The organism is Corallococcus sp. M7, assembly GCF_054512695.1.
Map to the genome: position 1 here is coordinate 1,339,284 of NZ_CM137252.1, position 17,104 is coordinate 1,356,387.

Annotated in this window: 13 protein-coding genes; 9 read left to right on the forward strand and 4 right to left on the reverse strand. The window is 71.0% G+C overall.

What is annotated here, in order from left to right:
- Positions 1-24: 24 nt before the first annotated feature.
- Positions 25-759 (reverse strand): 16S rRNA (uracil(1498)-N(3))-methyltransferase, encoded by a 735-nt coding sequence (locus tag ACX114_RS05550; protein ID WP_459295444.1) that lies wholly within the window; start codon positions 757-759, stop codon positions 25-27.
- 88 nt (positions 760-847) lie between these two features.
- On the opposite strand from ACX114_RS05550, the gene ACX114_RS05555 reads away from it, so the two are divergent.
- Entirely contained in the window at positions 848-1,843 is a 996-nt protein-coding gene (locus ACX114_RS05555) for an asparaginase (protein ID WP_459295446.1), read from the forward strand.
- Positions 1,844-2,076: 233 nt separating this feature from the next.
- Here the strand turns inward: ACX114_RS05555 and ACX114_RS05560 are convergent, their stop codons facing one another.
- Positions 2,077-2,943, reverse strand: coding sequence for a 50S ribosomal protein L11 methyltransferase (locus ACX114_RS05560; protein WP_459295448.1), 867 nt, complete (start codon positions 2,941-2,943; stop codon positions 2,077-2,079).
- 76 nt (positions 2,944-3,019) lie between these two features.
- Positions 3,020-5,623, reverse strand: coding sequence for a M16 family metallopeptidase (locus ACX114_RS05565; protein ID WP_459295450.1), 2,604 nt, complete (start codon positions 5,621-5,623; stop codon positions 3,020-3,022).
- A gap of 196 nt (positions 5,624-5,819) precedes the next feature.
- Between ACX114_RS05565 and ACX114_RS05570 the strand changes: the two genes are divergently transcribed.
- From ACX114_RS05570 to ACX114_RS05585, 4 genes are read left to right on the forward strand one after another with little or no spacing between them, the layout of a single operon-like run.
- Positions 5,820-8,264, forward strand: a complete 2,445-nt coding sequence (locus tag ACX114_RS05570; protein ID WP_459295452.1) for a coiled-coil domain-containing protein — start codon at positions 5,820-5,822, stop codon at positions 8,262-8,264.
- A gap of 13 nt (positions 8,265-8,277) precedes the next feature.
- Entirely contained in the window at positions 8,278-9,483 is a 1,206-nt protein-coding gene (hemW, locus tag ACX114_RS05575; protein ID WP_459295454.1) for a radical SAM family heme chaperone HemW, read from the forward strand.
- Between the two features lie 29 nt (positions 9,484-9,512).
- On the forward strand, positions 9,513-10,331 hold the full coding sequence (locus ACX114_RS05580) for a tetratricopeptide repeat protein (protein ID WP_459300071.1): 819 nt from the start codon (positions 9,513-9,515) through the stop codon (positions 10,329-10,331).
- Positions 10,332-10,345: 14 nt separating this feature from the next.
- Positions 10,346-11,899, forward strand: coding sequence for a DUF4388 domain-containing protein (locus ACX114_RS05585; protein ID WP_459295456.1), 1,554 nt, complete (start codon positions 10,346-10,348; stop codon positions 11,897-11,899).
- Between the two features lie 27 nt (positions 11,900-11,926).
- Here the strand turns inward: ACX114_RS05585 and ACX114_RS05590 are convergent, their stop codons facing one another.
- Positions 11,927-12,613, reverse strand: a complete 687-nt coding sequence (locus ACX114_RS05590; RefSeq protein WP_459295458.1) for a hypothetical protein — start codon at positions 12,611-12,613, stop codon at positions 11,927-11,929.
- Positions 12,614-12,840: 227 nt separating this feature from the next.
- On the opposite strand from ACX114_RS05590, the gene ACX114_RS05595 reads away from it, so the two are divergent.
- The 4 genes from ACX114_RS05595 to ACX114_RS05610 are packed head-to-tail and all read left to right on the forward strand — an operon-like array spanning position 12,841 to position 17,085.
- Positions 12,841-13,611: a TadE/TadG family type IV pilus assembly protein gene (locus ACX114_RS05595; RefSeq protein WP_206799433.1), complete on the forward strand. Its 771-nt coding sequence runs from the start codon at positions 12,841-12,843 to the stop codon at positions 13,609-13,611.
- Positions 13,608-15,146, forward strand: a complete 1,539-nt coding sequence (locus ACX114_RS05600) for a hypothetical protein (RefSeq protein WP_459295460.1) — start codon at positions 13,608-13,610, stop codon at positions 15,144-15,146. Before ACX114_RS05595 ends, ACX114_RS05600 begins: the two co-directional genes overlap by 4 nt.
- The gene (locus tag ACX114_RS05605; protein ID WP_459295462.1) at positions 15,143-16,219 is read left to right on the forward strand and encodes a hypothetical protein; all 1,077 of its coding nucleotides are present in this window, start codon (positions 15,143-15,145) and stop codon (positions 16,217-16,219) included. The genes ACX114_RS05600 and ACX114_RS05605 overlap by 4 nt, the downstream gene beginning before the upstream one ends.
- Positions 16,213-17,085 carry a hypothetical protein gene (locus ACX114_RS05610; protein ID WP_459295464.1) on the forward strand — a complete coding sequence of 291 codons (873 nt, stop codon included), beginning with the start codon at positions 16,213-16,215 and terminating at the stop codon, positions 17,083-17,085. Before ACX114_RS05605 ends, ACX114_RS05610 begins: the two co-directional genes overlap by 7 nt.
- Positions 17,086-17,104: the final 19 nt, after the last annotated feature.

Here is a 17,104-nt window from a genome sequence, read left to right on the forward strand (position 1 = left end):
AGGGAGGGGCTGTCCGCCCGCCTGCTAACCGAGCGACCCGTCCAGGTGCTGCATCACCGCGAGCGCCGCGAGCGCCGCCGTCTCCGTGCGCAGGATGCGCGAGCCCAGCGTCACCGGCCGCGCGCCCAGCCCACGCAGCCCGTCCACCTCCTCGCGAGCGAGCCCGCCCTCCGGGCCAATCACCAGCGCCACCGGCGTCCCCGCGGCCACGCTCCGGAACGCTTCCCCCAGCGGCACCGCGGACTCCTCTTCATCCAGCACCAGCAGCAGCGTGCCCGGCGTCAGCGCGCGCGCCGCGTCCAGGAGCGGCCGGGGCGGATGCACCACCGGCACATCGTCGCGCCGGCACTGGCGCGCGGCCTCCTCCACAATCTTCGCCCACCGCTGGGTGCGCTCCTCGGCGCGCTTCGGCTCCAGCTTCACCACGCTGCGCGCCGTGGCCACCGGATGGAACGCGGTGGCCCCCAGCTCCGTGCCCTTCTGCAGCACCAGCTCCAGCTTGTCCCCCTTGGGCAGCCCTTGGAGCACGCTCATCTCGCGCGCGGGCGGCGTCACCCGCACGGCCCCCAGCACCAGCTTCACGGACTCCGCGTCCAGCCCGGTGACGCGCGCCTCGAAGGCGCGGCCCTTGCCGTCGAACACCTCCAGCGCGTCGCCGTCCTCCAGCCGCAGCACGTGGACGAGGTAATGGCGGCGCTCGCCCGTGAGCGTCACGTCGGCGGGGGCGGGGTCGGGCAGGGGGACGAAGAGGCGGACCACGGCGGCTTCCTTGCGGAGAGGGCGACCGGAGGATTCAGCAGGTCCCGCCCGGACACCAGCCCTCCATGCTATGGCGCGCGAAACGCCCATGGCCACCCTCGTCATCGAGTCCACCCGCTCCGGCTTCGTCGAATCCCTCCACACCGTGTCCGTCGCGGTGGTGAGCGCGGAGGGCACCCGCGTCGCGTACGCGGGCGACCCGGAGCGCGTCACCTTCTGGCGCTCGGCGGCGAAGCCCTTCCAGTCCCTGCCCATGGTCCAGGACGGCGCGGCGGACCGCTACGGCTTCGGCCCGCGCGAGCTGGCGCTCTCCTGCGCGTCCCACTCCAGCGAGCCCGTGCACCGCGCGCTCGCCATGCGGATGCTGAGCGCTTCGGGCTGCGAGGAGCGCCACCTCGCGTGCGGCCCGCACCCGCCGCTGTCGCCCGCGGTCGCGGAGGAGGCGCTCAAGGCGGGCGTGGTGCTCACGCCCCGCTGGAACAACTGCTCCGGCAAGCACGCGGGGATGCTCGCGCTGGCGAGGCACCACGGCTGGGACGTCCACGGCTACGCCAGCGACGGCCACCCGGTGCAGGAGCGCATCCAGGACGAAATCGCGAAGTGGACGGGGCTGCCGCGCGACGCGCTGGTGAAGGCCGTGGATGGCTGCCTCGCCGTCTGCTTCGGCCTGCCGCTCAGCGCCATGGCCACCGCGTGGGCCCGCTTCGGCGTGTCGGAAGCGCCCGCGGCCCAGCGCCTGCGGGAGGCCATGCTCGCGCACCCGGAGCTGGTCGCGGGAAGGGGCCGTGCGTGCACGGACCTGATGACCGCCTTCGGGGGCGAGGCCGTGGTGAAGATTGGCGCGGAGGGCGTCTACTGCGCCGCGCTACCCAAGGCCCGCCTGGGCGTGGCCATCAAGGTCGAGGATGGCGACGCCCGCTGCGCCGCGCCCGCGCTCCTCGCCGTCCTGCGCCTCGTCTCAGAACAGCAGGGGATGGTCCTGCCCATGACGGGGCTGGAGCACCACGCGGAGCCGCGCATCCTCAACACCCGGAACGAAGCCGTGGGCTCCCTGCGCGCGGCCGGGACGCTCGCGTTCACCTGAGGCCCGCTGTAGCGCGGAAGGTCACACGCGCCGGGCACCCTGTAACCCGCCCCGCTACAGCCGCGCTCGCATCCCTTGGAACTCCGAGGACTCAGCGGCGGGCACGCGGACTGCAATGTCCACCCGGCACACGGCGGGACTCGCGAGGTCCTGACGCCAAGGGGGAAAGCCTCGCGAGTCCAGATGGGGTCGGGATGGCGAACCATGCTTCGCCGCCCGACCCCCTCTCATTTCTAGCGCTTCAAGTCGATGCGCACCCACTCGCCCTGCTGCGCGCCCTCCAGCACGGTGCACCCCAGCTTGCGGTACGCGGCCTCCACGTCCGCGCGCTGGTGCGCGAGCACGCCGGCCAGCACCAGCCGGTCCTTCGCCTTGGGCACGATGAGGGGCGCCAGCTCGATCAGCGTGTTGGCCAGGATGTTCGCGAGCACCAGGTCGAAGGTGCCGGGGACTTCCGTCAGCTCGCGCCCGGAGATGTCCAGGTCGGGCGTCTGGTTGTCCGTGCAGTTCTCCTTCGCCAGCTCCACGGAGGTGGGGTCGTTGTCGGTGCCCACCACGTGGCCCGCGCCCAGCTTCTTCGCGGCGATGGCGAGCACGCCCGTGCCGGTGCCCACGTCCAGGACGCTCGCGCCCGGGTGCGTGGACATGAAGTCATCCACCGCGGCCAGGCACAGTGAGGTGGTGGGGTGGTCCCCCGTGCCGAAGGCCATCTTCGGCTCGATGACGAGCTTCACCTTGTCCGCGGGCGCGTTCGCCACGTCCCAGGGCGGGCCCACCCACAGGCGGCCCACCTGCACGGACTTGATGAGCGACTTCCACTCGTTGCTCCAGTCCTGCTGGGGCTGCTCGTCCAGGGACAGGCGCGCGGTGGGGTGGCTCTCCGCCACGGCGTCGCGGGCGCCTTCCGCGCTCTCGCGGTCCTCGAAGTAGGCGACGACAATGGACTCGCCCTTCGCGGGGGCGCGCACGCCCGGCATGGTGGGCGTCTCCGCGTCGCGGACCTCCAGGCCCAGGGCGCCGGCCTCATGGAGGAGGTCCTGGAGGATTTCGGAGGACTCCTCCGCGATATCCACGGTGAGTGACAGGTAGGTCTGGGACATGGCGCCCCTTCTACCGCACCCGGTGCGGCGTGGAAGCGCCGTCGTCGTGACGCTTCCACGCTCGCGAGGGAGTGACCTACGGACCGACGATGGACACGGCCATGCGGTCGAAGTCGATGACCCGGCGGGCCACCTCCTGCACGTCCGCCGCCGTCACCTTCGCCACGCGCTCGGAGTAGTGCAGGAAGTTGTCCAGCCCGATGCCGTAGCAGGTGTCCAGCGCCAGCAGCGTCGCGCGGGCGCTGTTGCGCTGCAGGTCGATTTCATACGCCCCGATGATGTGCTGCTTGGCGCGCTCCAGCTCCGCGGCCGGAATCGGCTCGTCGCGGATGCGCTGCAACTCGCGGCGCATGCCCTCCACCGCCGCCTCCACCTTCTCCGGGCTCGTGCCCATGTAGACGGCGAAGTAGCCGGGGTCCAACCCATCCATGGAGAAGCTGCTCACGCTGTAGGCCATGGAGCGCTTGTCGCGCAGCTCGATGAAGAGCCGCCCGCCCTGGCCCGACAGCACCGTGGACAGCACGTCCAGCACCACGCGCCACGGGTCGGTCATCCGCGCCGCCTGGAAGCCCATCACCAGGTGCGTCTGCGCACGCGCGAGCACCTTCTTCTCCGTGCGAGGCGCGGACGGAGGCGCTTCCGGCCGCACCTGCTTCGGGGCCACCGCGCCGCCGCGCGACTTGCCGAAGTACTCGTTCGCCAGCGCCCGCACCTGATCGACGTCCACGTCGCCCACCACGCTGAGCGTCATCTGCGACGGGTCCATGTGCGCGCGGTGGTAGGCGCGCAGCTGCTCGGGCCCCAGCGCCTCCACGGACGCCTTCTCGCCCAGCATCGACAGCCGGTACGGGTGCTCCTGGTAGAGCGTGCGCGAGAACAGCTCGAACGCCAGGCTCGACGGCTTGTCCTCGCGGGTGAGGATGTCCTGGAGCAGCAGCGCGCGCTCCCGCGCGACCTCCTCCTCGCGGAAGGCGGGGTTCACCAGCACGTCCGCGAACAGCCGGAAGCCGGGCTCGAAGTAGCGCGACAGGAAGTCCGCCTTCAGGCTCACGGAGTTGCGGCCGCCCTGACCGGTGACGTTGCCCGCGTACAGGTCCCCCAACTGGCTGATGTCATCCGCGCTGAGCGTGGTGGTGCCCTTGGTGAGGGTGCGGCTGAGCAGCGTGGTGATGCCGTTGTTCTCGGGCGTCTCGTAGCGCGAGCCGCCGATGAAGGCCGCGCGCATGGAGAACAGCGGCACGTGCGGTTCCACGCGGATGATGAGCGTGGCGCCGGAGGGCAGCTTCTCCTGCACGACCTCCGAACGCGCGGACGCCACGGCGCTGCGGGCCGGACGCGGCGGGATCTCCGGGGGAGGCTGCTTCGCGGAGCGCTCCGGAGGCGTGAGGCCGGGGCTCTTCGCCGCTTCATCCAGCGCGGCGTGCACGTGGGCCTCCGTCAGCTCCGCGGCGGGCGGCACCAGCGCGGTGACGACGGCGTGCTCCAGCCGCAGGTACTTCTGGGCCACGCGGCGCAGGTCCTCCGGCTTCAGGTTGCGGATGTCCTCCAGGTAGCGCGCCTCCGACTCCAGGCCGCCGGGGGACGTCTGGTACGAGCCCAGGTTCCGCGCGGTGCCCTGCACCGTCTCCTTGCGGTAGACGGACTCCGCCTCCACCACCGCCTGCACCGCGCGCAGCTCGTCCAGGGGCACGGGAGTGGTGCGCAGCGCCTCCAGCACGCGCGCCGTCTGCGTGAGCGCCTTCTGCGACTGCGCGGGCGGCAGCGTCAGCGACACGGAGAAGATGCCCGGGTCCTTGGGCGTGTACGCGGACGCGTGCACGTCGTTGACCAGGTGCTGGCGGCGCTTCACCTCGCGCACCAGCCACGACGAGTTGCCCTGGCCGGCGATCATCGCCAGCACGTCCAGCGCGGGCACGTCCGGGTGCTCCAATTCCGGGATGGCGAAGGCCAGGTGCAGGTAGGCCTCCTTCACGTCCTCCGTCTGGATGAGCACGCGGCGGCCCGTGGGGGCTGCGTCGCGCGGGCGCTCCACCGGGCCCGCGTAGGGCCGGCCCCAGTCACCGCCGAAGATTTCGTCCACCCACTGGCGCAGCTCCGCCTCGTTCAGGTCGCCCGCGACGGACAGCACCAGGTTCTTGGGCGTGTAGTGCCGGTGGTAGAACTCCAGCACCTTCTCGCGGGTGAAGCTGCGCACGCTCTCCTCGGTGCCGATGACGGGCAGCCGGTACGGGTGGGTCTGGAACGCGGCGGTGAAGAGCCCCCGGGACGCGCGGCGCGACGGCGAGTCGTAGCTGCGCTTGATCTCCTCGCAGACCACCTCGATTTCGCGCGCCAGCTCGTCCTTGTCGAACGCGGAGCGGCGGACGGCATCCCCCAGGATGTCCAGGCCCGTGCGGGCGAACTGGCTGGCGATGACGATGTGGTAGACGGTCTGGTCGAAGGACGTCCAGGCGTTGATTTCGCCGCCGTGCGCCTCGATGTCCCGGGCAATCTCACCGGGCCCCCGGCGCTCCGTGCCCTTGAAGAGCATGTGCTCGTGCAGGTGGGCGAGCCCGGCCTGGTCCGGCCTTTCGTCCGCGCTGCCGGCCTTGACCCAGACCTGGAAGGCCGCGACCTTGGCGGCGTGCTGCTCCTCGAAGACGACGGTGAGCCCGTTGGGCAGGGTGTAGCGGATGGCCATAGGAGTGGTCCGAAGCTGTCATCCCCTCCCGAGGAGAGGCAAGGCGAGGTGTGATGTTTGCTCCATTGGCTAACGTCCCGCCCCCTCCACGTCGAGCGGACCGTGCCGTCCGCCTCCCACCAGGCAGGCGAAGCGGCGCGGTTTCCATCGCGTAACTGGTGGAAACCCCCCGTGGTCGGTAACCTGGGACGCGCACATGCCGTCTCCCCCGGACGAGGCGGATCCGCTCGCGGACCTGAAGGAACTGCTGGATGAAGGCGACGCCCCCGTGGCGGCGCCCGCTCCGGCCCCCACCAGGCCGCTCTCGGTTCCCAAGCCTCCCCCCTCCGCGCCTCCTCCCCTGCCGCCCCGGCGGCCCGCCACGGGCCTGCCCGCATCCCCGGCCGCCGCGCCGGCCGCCCGGGTACCGACGACCCCCGCGCCCATTGGCGGTGGAGGGTTGCCCACGACCACGCCTCCGTCCCCGGCGGCCGCGGCGCGCAGCCCCGGCAAGGGGGACCCCTTCGCGGAGCCCGCCGAGCCCCGGCTGCCCATGGGCGGCTCGCCGGAGGACAAGCTGGAGTTCTTCCGGGGCATCCTGAAGCAGAAGACGGAGACCCTGGCCCGGGCGCGCGCGCTGTACGCCGAGCGCGAGGGCGAGGTGACGCAGCTCAAGGCCGCGCTGGAGAAGGCGCGCAAGGAGGGCGGCGGCGGTACCGCGGCGCCGTCCGCGCAGGACGAGCAGCGGCTAAAGCTGGCCCAGGCGAAGATCGCCTCGCTGGAGGCGGAGCTCGCCGCGTCGGAGGCGGACCGCAAGGACCTCACGCGCGCGCTGGCGGAGGTGGAGTCGGAGGTCCCCCGGCTGACGGAGGAGCTCCACGCCGAGCGCGAGTCGCGCGGGGCGATGGCGGAGGAGCTGGTCGGCGCGAAGGAGGCGCTGGGGCTCGCGCAGGACCGCGTGGCGGAGCTGGCCTCCGGCAAGTCCGAGGCGCAGGGCGCGCTGGAGGCGGTCCAGGAGCAGTACCAGTCCACCCTCGCGGACGTGGAGCGGCTGACCGCCGAGCGCGACGCGCAGGCCCTGGCCATCAGCCAGCTGGAGACGGCGCTCGCGGAGGCGAAGGGCGCCATGGGCGCCCTGGAGAGCGAGAGCGACTGGTCGCGCAGCTCGCTGGAGGAGGCGCACGCCCACGCGAAGGGGATGGAGGGCGAGCGGGACGCCGCGCGCCGGCAGCTCGCGGTGGTGGAGGACGGGCTCAAGACGCTCCAGACGCAGGTGACGGAGCTGGAGCGCGCGCTCGCGCTGAAGGACGCGGACGCGGTGGGCCTGCGCGCCGCGCTCACCGCGCGCACGGCCGAGGCCGCGGAGCTCCCCTCGCTCCGCAGTGCCCTGGAAGGCCGCGCCGCGGAGGCCTCCCGGGTCCAGGCGCGCGTGCGCGAGCTGGAGGCGGAGGTCGCCCAGGCGCGTGAAGCCGCTCGCGCCGAAGTGGAGGCCGCGGAGGTCCGCGCGCGCATGGCCGAGTCGGAGCTGGCCTCGCTGCGCGAAGTCCTGGAGGCCGCGGAGGTCGAGCAGGTCTCGCTGCGCGACCGGATGGAGTCGGACGCGGCGGCGCTCGGCGAGGCGGTGCACGAGGCCGAGGGCCGGGTGCACGAGGCGGAAGCCAAGGCCGCCGCGCTGGAGGCCCAACTGGCGGAGCTCACCGCCCGGATCGCGGCCACGCAGGCCGAGCGCGAAGCGCACCAGGAGCAGCTCGCCGCCGTGGAGCGCAAGCTCGCCACCACGCAGGCGGAGCGCGTGGGCTTCTCCGCGCGCGCGTCCATGCTGGAGACGGCCGCGGGCCAGCGCGAGGCGGAGGTGCAGCGCCAGCAGGCCCTGGTCGCCAAGGCCCAGGAGGAGCTGGCCCTGGAGCGCGCCCGCCGCGAGGCGGTGGAAGCCGAGATCGCGGACGCCCGGGTGCAGGCCGCCGAGGCCGAGGGCCGCGCCGAGGCGCTGAGCGCCGGACATGACGGCCAGCGCGAGGAGCTGGCCTCCCTCAACGAGCAACTGGAGGCGGCCCGCGCGGAAGCGGACAAGGTGGACCGGCTCCAGCAGCGCGTGAAGATGGTGGAGGGCGCGCTGGAGGCCTCCGAGTCCAAGCGGCGCGTCGCCGAAGCACAGGCGGCCCGCGTGAAGGACCTGGAAGCGAAGCTCGCGTCGGAGCAGGGCGCCAAGTCACTGCTGGAGGCGAAGCTCGCGCAGTCCGACGTCACGCTCCTGGAGGAGCAGGGCGTGAAGGCGGCGCTGGAGTCGCAACTGGAAGAAGCTCGCGCCGCGCTCGAAGCGGAGCAGGCGGAGAAGGCCGCGCTGGAGGCGAGGCTCGGTGAATCCAACGCGCAGGCCGGGGCCGCTGACGCCCAGCAGGCGCTGGAGGCGAAGCTCGCCCAGGTCAGCGCGTCGCTCAAGGCGGAGCAGGCCACCCGTCAGGCGCTCGAATTGAAGCTCGCGGCGGCACCCACCGGTGGCGCGGCCGTGCCCGCGGATTGGGCGGCGGAGCGCGAACAGCTCAAGGCGGACGTGGCCTCCATGAAGCGCAAGCTGATGGCGGCCGAGGCAGCGCTCGAATCGGCTGCCAGCACCAAGGCGAAGGTGGCGCGGCTGGAAGCGCAATTGAAGGCCCTGAAGTAGAGGTTGGACCTCCATGTCCTTCGCCGCGCCCACGGACCCATTGACGGGCATGCAGGCAGCCCGCTTCGGGCTGTACCTGCACTTCCCGTACTGCCTGGCCAAGTGCCCCTACTGCGACTTCGCGGTGGCGGTGGCGCGCCAGGTGCCGGAGGAGCGCTACGCGAACGCGGTGCTGGCGGAGCTGGACGCGCGCCTGTCCGCCGACCCGTCGCTGCGCACGAAGCCGCTGGAGTCCCTCTTCCTGGGCGGCGGCACGCCGTCCCTGTGGCACCCCCGCTACGTGGCGCGTGTCCTGGAGGGCATCGCCGCGCGCATGTCGCTCGCCCCCGGCCTGGAAATCTCCCTGGAGGGCAACCCGGAGCGCGCGGACGCGGAGCGCTTCGCCGGCTACCGCGCCGCGGGCATCAACCGGCTGTCCCTGGGCGTGCAGTCCTTCCAGCCGGAGACGCTGAAGGCGCTGGGCCGCGCGCATGACGCCGCCATGGTGGAGGGCGCGGTGGCCGCGGCGCGCCAGGCGGACTTCCCCGTGGTGGCGCTGGACTTCATCTACGGCGTGCACGGCCAGACGGTGGCGCAGGTGGAGGCGGACGCCCGCCGCGCGGTGGCGCTTTCGCCGGAGCACCTGTCCACCTACGCGCTGACGGTGGAGCGCGAGGTGCTGGCGGAGTCCACGCCGCTGTCCAAACAACTGGACCGAGGCGAGCTCTCCCTGCCAGAGGACGACGAGGTGGTGGCCATGGCCCGCACGGTGCGCGACGTGTACGGCGCGCACGGGCTCACCCGCTACGAGGTCTCCAACCACGCGCGCGAAGGCTTCAGCTCCCGGCACAACGCGCTCTACTGGACCGGCGGCGAGTACCTGGCGCTGGGCGTGGGCGCCACCGGCATGCTGCTGTCCCCCACGGCCCACCGCTACGTGAACCTCCGCGGCCCGGAGGCGTACCTGCGCACGGTGGAGGAGGGAAGGCTGCCGGAGGCGAGCCGCGAGGAACTGGGCCCCGAGGAGCTCTTCGCCGAGCGGCTGAGCATGGGCCTGCGCCTGGTGTCGGGGGTGGACTGGGAGGCCGTCTGTGAGCGATACGGCCAGCCCGTGGAGCCCCGGCGCGCGGAGGTGGAGCGGCTGGTGGCCCACGGCTTCGCCACGCGTCACGGCCGCAGGCTGGCCCTGACGGAGCGGGGGGCGGACGTGCACAGCGCCGTCTGCGCGCGGCTGCTGTAGCGGGTTCCAGGAAGGACGATTCGACCGTGCTGACCAAGTGGTTCTTGTGGATGGGCCTCACCATGCTGACGGGCAGCCCGCTGCTGTCCCTGGGGCTCCTGGCCGTGCTGCTGTTCGCGGCGGACCGGTTCACGTTGCAGGTGCTGCCCAGCCCCATGCGCGTCTTCAAGCGCTGGCAGCGCGCGGGGGAGCTCGCGGGCACCATCCTCACCAACACCCACGACCGCCGCGCCCGCGCGGAGCTGGCCGACATCCGCCTGGGCCAGAAGCGCTACCAGGAGGCGGTGGACCTCCTGCGCCCCAACCTGGACGCGGGCGACGACGACGTGGACACCCTCTACCTCCTGGGCGTGGCCTACCTGGGCGCGGGCGATTCTCCCCGGGGCGAACTGCTGCTCACCGAGGCCGAGCGCCTGGACGCCGACTACCGCCAGGGCGCCATCGACCTGGAGCGCGGCCGCTTCCGCCTCCAGCGCGGCGACTTCCCGGGCGCCCGCGAGGCCCTGGAGCGCTTCCTCCAGGTGCGTCAGGGCTCCGTGGAGGGGCGCGTGCTCCTGTCGCGCGTGCTGGACAAGCAGGGCCTGGACGTGGAGGCCAAGGAGGCCCGTGACGCGGCCTGGCGCGAGTACTCCGTCGCCCCGCGCTTCCAGAAGCGCCGCGACCGCTGGTGGGCCTGGCGCGCCCGTCCGTCCCGCCCGCTGACGTACGCCGCCGTGGCCCTGGTGCTGATGGGCGTGGGGGCATACCTGACCCGCTACCTGCCCACGCACGACACGTACGCCCCCTACGGCCGCTACGAGGACGCGCCCTACGCCGCGGACGACATGGGCGGCGACGACGCGGAGTAGTAGGCTTTCCGCGCATGTTCCCCCCGCCGTCCCAGGTGTTGCGCCAGCGTGAGGGACTGCTGGCGGACACGCCCTTCCCGCTGCTCCTGCACGCGCTGATGGTGGAGGAGCGCACCTGCACGCTGGAGCTCAAGGTGCGCCAGCGCGAGAAGCGCATCACCTTCGAGGACGGCGCGCCGGTGGCGTGCCACTCCAACCTCCTGCACGAGACGCTGGGCAAGTACCTGGTGGAGAAGGGCCGCCTGTCGGAGGCGGACTACCAGAAGTCCCTGGCGGAGAGCGTGTCCTCGGGCATGCAGCTGGGCGGGCTGCTCGTGCAGAAGGGGCTCATCAGCCCCTTCGACCTCTACAAGCAGCTCCAGGCGAACCTGGCGCACAAGCTGCTGGACTGCTTCCGCTGGACGGAGGCGAAGTACCGCCTCATCGCGGACGTGGAGAACCCGGACGCCACCGTGCGCGCCAACACCGCGCAGCTCATCCTCACCGGCGTCTCCACGCAGCTGCCCTTCGACACCGTCGCCACGCACTTCACCTTCACGGACGACCGCCGCTTCGGCCAGATGCCCGGCGTGGAGTCCGCCCCCAAGCTGTCCTCCAAGGACGCGCGCCTGTTCCAGGCCCTGCGCCAGCGGCCCACCTTCAACGAGCTCTTGGAGCGCACCGGCTTCGACATGGACTCCGTGCTGCGCCGGCTCTACGCGCTGTGCCTGCTGGGCGTGGCGGGCTTCGTGGAGGACGTGGACGCGAAGGCCGAGGACCTGGCCCGCAAGGCCCCCGCCACCCCCGTCCTCGCTCCAGAGCCCGTCCCCACGCCCGTGCCCGTGCCGGCCCAGCAGGCCCCGTCCGGCACGCCCTTCGCGGATGAGGACGAGGCCGCGCGCAACGCGCTCGTGGGCGCGTTCCTCAACCACCGCAGCCTGGATCCGTTCGCGCTGCTGGACGTGCCGGAGGACGTGCAGCCGGTGGCGCTGCGCAAGGCGTTCCTCGCCGCCGCGGACCGCTTCTCCCCGCTGCGCTTCCAGACCGCGGAGCTGAAGGAGAAGGCGGAAGGGATGCTCGCCGCGTACGCGCGCGCCTACGGCTCACTGTCGGAGCCGGAGCAGAACGCGCTGTGGAAGAAGCGCCGGCAGGCGCACCGGGAGAAGGCGCGCAGCAACACTGGCCGCCCCTCCACCGCGGAGCAGTTCCGCATCCGCACGGACCTGCTGGACGCCACCACCCAGTTCGACGAGGCCAAACGGCGCCTGGAGGCGCGCAACTTCGCGGGCGCCTTCGAGTACTTCGAATACGCCTGCGACATCGACCCCCGGCCGCTGTACCAGGCCCACCGCGCCTGGGCGCGCTACCTGATGAAGCCGGAGGCGCACGGCCGGCTGGTGCTCCAGGAGCTCCAGGAGCTGGTGCGCCAGGAGCCCGGCCTGGAGGAGGGTTGGGCCTTCCTGGGCGACGTGGCCCGGGGCGAGGGCCAGTGGGCGCTCGCGGAGGAGTCCCTGCGCAAGGCCTTCAAGCTGAACCCCCAGCAGCGCCGCTACGTGACGCTCATCCAGGAGATCGCCCGGCGGCGCTGAAGGCCCGCCGGACGAAGGGGCGCGGGGCTACAGGCCCTGCAGGGTGGCGCGGTCGGCGGAGGACAGCCCCTCGCCCTGGGACACGCGGTGGACCACGCTCTGGACGCGAGCGGCGTCTTCCTTCGAGAGCTGCTTGCCCGCCAGCAGCGAGAACACCTCCTGGAAGTCCTTGTGGTCGGCGACGGGGCCCAGCTCGTACCGGTCGTCACTGCCCGTCGTGGAGCGGTTCTGGTTCGCGCAGTACGCGAACATGGGGGCGAAGTAGCGCTCGCCCGGCGGCACCACGATGCTGATCGTCTGCACGATGATGCCGTTCTGCACGTCGTCGCTGGTCGCCACGAAGATGAGCCCCGGCGGCAGCGTCACGGTGATGGGCGCGTTCGTGGTGTTGTTGAAGATGAGGCACACCGTCACCTCCTCGCCGGTGCCGTTGGCCTCGTCCGCGAACTTGTCGTCGCAGTCCACCGGGTTCTCCGGCGAGTAGGCGATGATGGGGTTCTCCAGCGTCAGCCCCGGGGGCAGCGTGAAGGGCTGCCCCGCCGGCGCCGCCTTGGAGAAGCCCAGGCCGGGCCCCAGCGACTTGCTGGTGTTCGTCCCGCCGTCGGAGGTGGTGCCTCCGTCCGTCTTGCCGTCGCCATCGCCGTCGTCACTGCAGGCCGCAAGCAACGCCACCGCCAACACCACGCCCATTCGCTTCGCCACGTGCCAGTTCATGGATTCGTCTCCCTGCGCTCTGCGCGAATGCCCGTGCCAACCATGGCATACGCACAGCGTCAAGCACCCCGGACCCCGGCCAGCCCGATAATGTCCGCAAGCCCGGTGGCCGGGCCTGCATTCCCGGCCACTTGGCCGATTCCCGCCGAACCTACGGGCGGTATGGTAGCGGCACAATGGGTCGGGAAGACTCCCACCCTGGGGTATTTTCAGTACAGGGGCGAAGCATGAAGCGCGGCAACGAATCAGGCCAGGCGGCGGTGGAGACGGCCATCGTCTTGCCCCTGTTCGTGTTCATGCTGCTGGGCATCCTGCAGCTGGGGTTGATGCACCAGGCCCGGCTCCTCACGAAGTACGCGGCCTACAAGGCCGTGCGCGCCGGCTCCCTGCACAACGCGGACATCCCCACCATGGAGAAGGCCGCCCTGGCGGTGCTCCTGCCCATGGTGAGCACGGCCGCCAGCGGGGGCGCGGAGATCATCAAGCCCATCACCAGCGCCGGTGACTTCAAGTCCAAGTTCGAGTCCGGGGACATCTCCAAGAACAAGATGAACGACGCCTCCGGCCTGAAGTTCGCGGAGGTCACCATCTGCGGCCCCCTCAAGGGGAACATGGGCTCCGGCTCCCACGGCAACAAGGAGATGGACTTCGATGATCCGAAGGTCGCCTCCGGAGACGGCGGCTGGGCGGACAGCCTGCGCACCAAGCTGAGCGTGCAGGTGACGTTCAACTACCGCCTGCCCATCCCGTTCGCGGACGTCGTCATCTACAACATCGCGCGCGGTCGGGACCTGCCGTACGTCTTGCGCCTGGGCAAGGACTCGGACCGCGACGAGTTCATCGTCAAGAAGATGTCCAAGTACGACTCCGCGGCGGACAACAAGCTCTACATCCTGCCCATCCGCGCCACCTACATCATGCGGATGCACTCCAACATCTACCTCACCCAGAAGGAACTTCCGGAGGAGAACGAATGCATCTTCCCGTTCGAACCGTGAGGTCCGCCTCCCGGCCCAAGCGCCGCCACCGGGGCCAGGCCCTGGTGCTCGCGTGTCTGTCATTCCTGCTGCTCGCGCTGATGACGACGCTGAGCTTCAACCTCAGCCACGCCCTGCGGGAGAAGATGAGCCTGCAGCAGCACAGCGACGCGCTCGCCTACTCCATGGGCGTCGTGGAGGCGCGCGCGCTCAACTACTACGCGGCCAGCAACCGGGCCATCGCGTCCACCTACGTGGGCATGACGTCCGCGCACGGCTACATGGCCGCCGCCAGCGCCACCGGCGACATGATGCGCGCCGGGCAGATGAGCTTCTTCCTCGTCGCGGCCCTGGAGGTGGCGCAGTGCCCGCCCTACAACATCCAGCACTGCATCGACGCGATTGAAGCGCTGATGATCGCCATGGACTACAGCTCCAAGGCCAGCGACTACGACTCCAAGGTCAAGGACGTGGAGGAGAAGTTCAACAAGGTCATCCAGGATTTGAACAAGATGGCCAACCGCATCCACGAGTCGCAGAAGTCCGCCCACAGCGCCGCGCGCAACGCCGTGCGCGGCGGACAGTCCGCGGACCTGTCGAAGCTGACCGAGTGGAACGTCCCCGGCGCCAACTCGCTCGACTCGTCCGTGGGCGGGCTCAACGCGGAGGAGTTCGACTGCGCGGTGGATGGCATGAACTGCTCGCGCGCCAACTCCAGCAACAAGGCCCGCGCCCAGGTGATGACGGAGATCTCCAACGCCTCGCGCCCCGGCTGGGCCGCCAACCGCAGCCTGCCCGTCATCATGAACGGGCTGCCCACCTACTTCAAAAGCGACTTCATCAAGGACCTGCTCAAGGACATCCCCCAGGAAGGCACCCACGTCATCATGGGGCACCAGGGCACGGCCAAGGTCGCGCAGACCAAGAGCAACATCCACGGCCCCGGCCAGGTCACCGGCAACGAGGGCAAGGTCGTGGTCGCGGACGAGCACGGCACCCTGATGTCGCAGTGGCGCCACGGCTTCGGCGTGGGCACGTACAAGGCCGTGGTGGAGAGCAGCGAGAACGGCGGCAGCCACGAGCCCTCCGGCGCCCACAGCGGCCAGCACGACGAGTTCAAGGGCATCAACACCAAGGACCTGATGTCCTGCTCGAACAGCGGCAACTGCTTCATGAAGTTCCGCGCGGACGACAACCCCGACACGGACTGGGGCCAGCCGCACGTCTACAGCTACGTCACCAAGCAGTTCTTCGTGGGTGACCCGAAGAAGGCGCCCTGGGAGCTCAACGACAGCGGCTCCTTCACGCTCACGCACGGCGCCCAGGGCGACGGCAAGCTGCAGCTCGCGCCCGGCGAGGGCGCGGCGCTCTCCAAGGCGCTCGTCTACTACCACCGCCTGGGCCCCAACGGCTGGAAGGAGGCCCCGGGCCTCTTCAACCCCTACTGGCGCGTGAAGCTGCACCCGTTCACCGCCCAGGAGGCCGCGAAGGTGCTCAACCGCGCCGGCAACGGCGACGCGGCGGACCTCGCTGGCGCCAAGGACCTGGCCCTATGAGCGCCGTGCACCCGAAGGGCCGCCGCGTCCGGGGCGCCGCCTCCGTGGAGATGGCGCTGTCGATGATCGTCCTCATCCCCATCTTCATGTACGCGCTCTTCCTGGATGACCTCCTGCGCTACTCGCTGGACGCCCAGGAGGCCGCGGTGACGACCATCTGGGACTTCACCACGCAGGACTACACCAAGGGGCTCAAGCAGAGCGGCGGTGGCGGCACCGGCCCCCAGGGTGGCAGCTCCAACGTGCAGCACAACGCCCGCCTCACCTACTGCGACCACGAGTCCGGCATCGACCGGCCGGATGTCATGTCCGGCAGCAACTACGCGGACTGCGAGGACCTGGACCACCACCTGGCGGTCGTGGCCCACGTGTGCTGGATGAACGACAAGGCCAAGCAGGTGACGTGCGAGGCGCCGGACACCGGCGCGGCGTCGCTGGGCGGCCTGGCCGACAGCTACCAGGGCCAGTTCACCAACGGCGGCTACATCGAGTGCTCCGCCCGCGCGGTGGTGGAGAACTACCTGCTGCCCGAGCAGTTCCTTCCGGAGTTCAGCAAGAACCAGGCGCTGACCAAGAAGAACTGGAAGGGCGAGGGGGACATCCACACGAACGCACAGCAGGGCACGGAAGGTTCCGGCGGCAATGCGTACTTCCTCAAGGAACAGCGCATGAGCATCATCACCGACACCTGGGCCCTGACGGAGGACGCGGACATCTCCCCGTCGGACTCCAGCGGTGAGTTCTACGAGCGCGTGGACTTCGTGTACTCGAACGTCACCGGCGCCTCGACGATGAAGCAGAGCATGATGGACTTCCGCGATGCCCTGACGAACGACCTGCTGGACGGCACCATGCTGTACATGTTCGAGGACTCGCCCAACAACCCGTACGTCTCCATCCACCCGCACCTGGCCAACATGCAGACCCCGGCCAACACCGTGGACCAGGAGGGCAGCACCCGCTACTTCAACCAGGAGTGGCGTGACTGGGACAACGACAAGAACCAGAACACCTACAAGCACGGGCAGCGCGGCGAGTGGTACATGGGGTGCAAGGATCCGGAGTCGTGCTGAAGCAGCTCACCGCGCATCCCGCCTTCCGCACCGCGGCGGTGCTGGTGTCGGTGGCGGTGGCGGGCATCGTCATGGGCATGGGCCTGGAGGAGGCGCGCTACGGGGGCGCCCCCACGGAGCTGGAGCGCGCGGAGGCCGCGGCGGACGAGCTGGACCAGGAGGCGGCGGCGGCGCGCAATGGCCCCACGCGCACCAAGCGGGATGAAGCCATCCTGGCGCGCACGCTGTCTTACTTCCCGCCCTATCCCCGGGGCGGCCGTCCGGAGGCGCTGGCCGCGGACTACCTGGGCCCGGACACGCCCATCGCGGTGGCGTGGTTCTCCACGCAGGACTCGTCGGACCAGGTGCTGCAGCACTACCGCCAGGTCATCCTGGACGAAGGCCTGCCCGTCGTGGGCGTGCGCTTCAACGACAACGCCGGCTACGTGGGCTACTGGGTCCCGAAGGATGACGAGGTGCGGCTGATGTCCACGCTGCACCAGGGGGACGAAACGATTGTCTTCGTCTCCTCGGCGCGCATGCGCAACTACCTGGAGCGCGCCGGCCGGGTGCCCGCGGGCGTCCCGGTGCCCCGGGGCCTGCAGGACGTGGCGTCCCTGTCCCTGCGGATGGAGGGCGCCACCAGCATCACCGTGTCGGGCCGGGTGCCGGACACCACGCTCTCCGAAGCGGAGCAGGCCTACCGCGTTCAGCTGCGCGACCAGGGCTGGAGCGTGACGGGGGGGGCCTCCCAGGAAGGCTTCCAGGAGACCCAGCTGAGCCTGACGCGCACGGGGCTGCGCGGGCAGGCCACCTTGAAGCAACCTTCCGCGCAGCGGTCGGTGGACTTCCACCTGTCCCTGATGCGGGCCCAGGCCGCGCCGTGAACCCGGCGCAAAGAGAGTG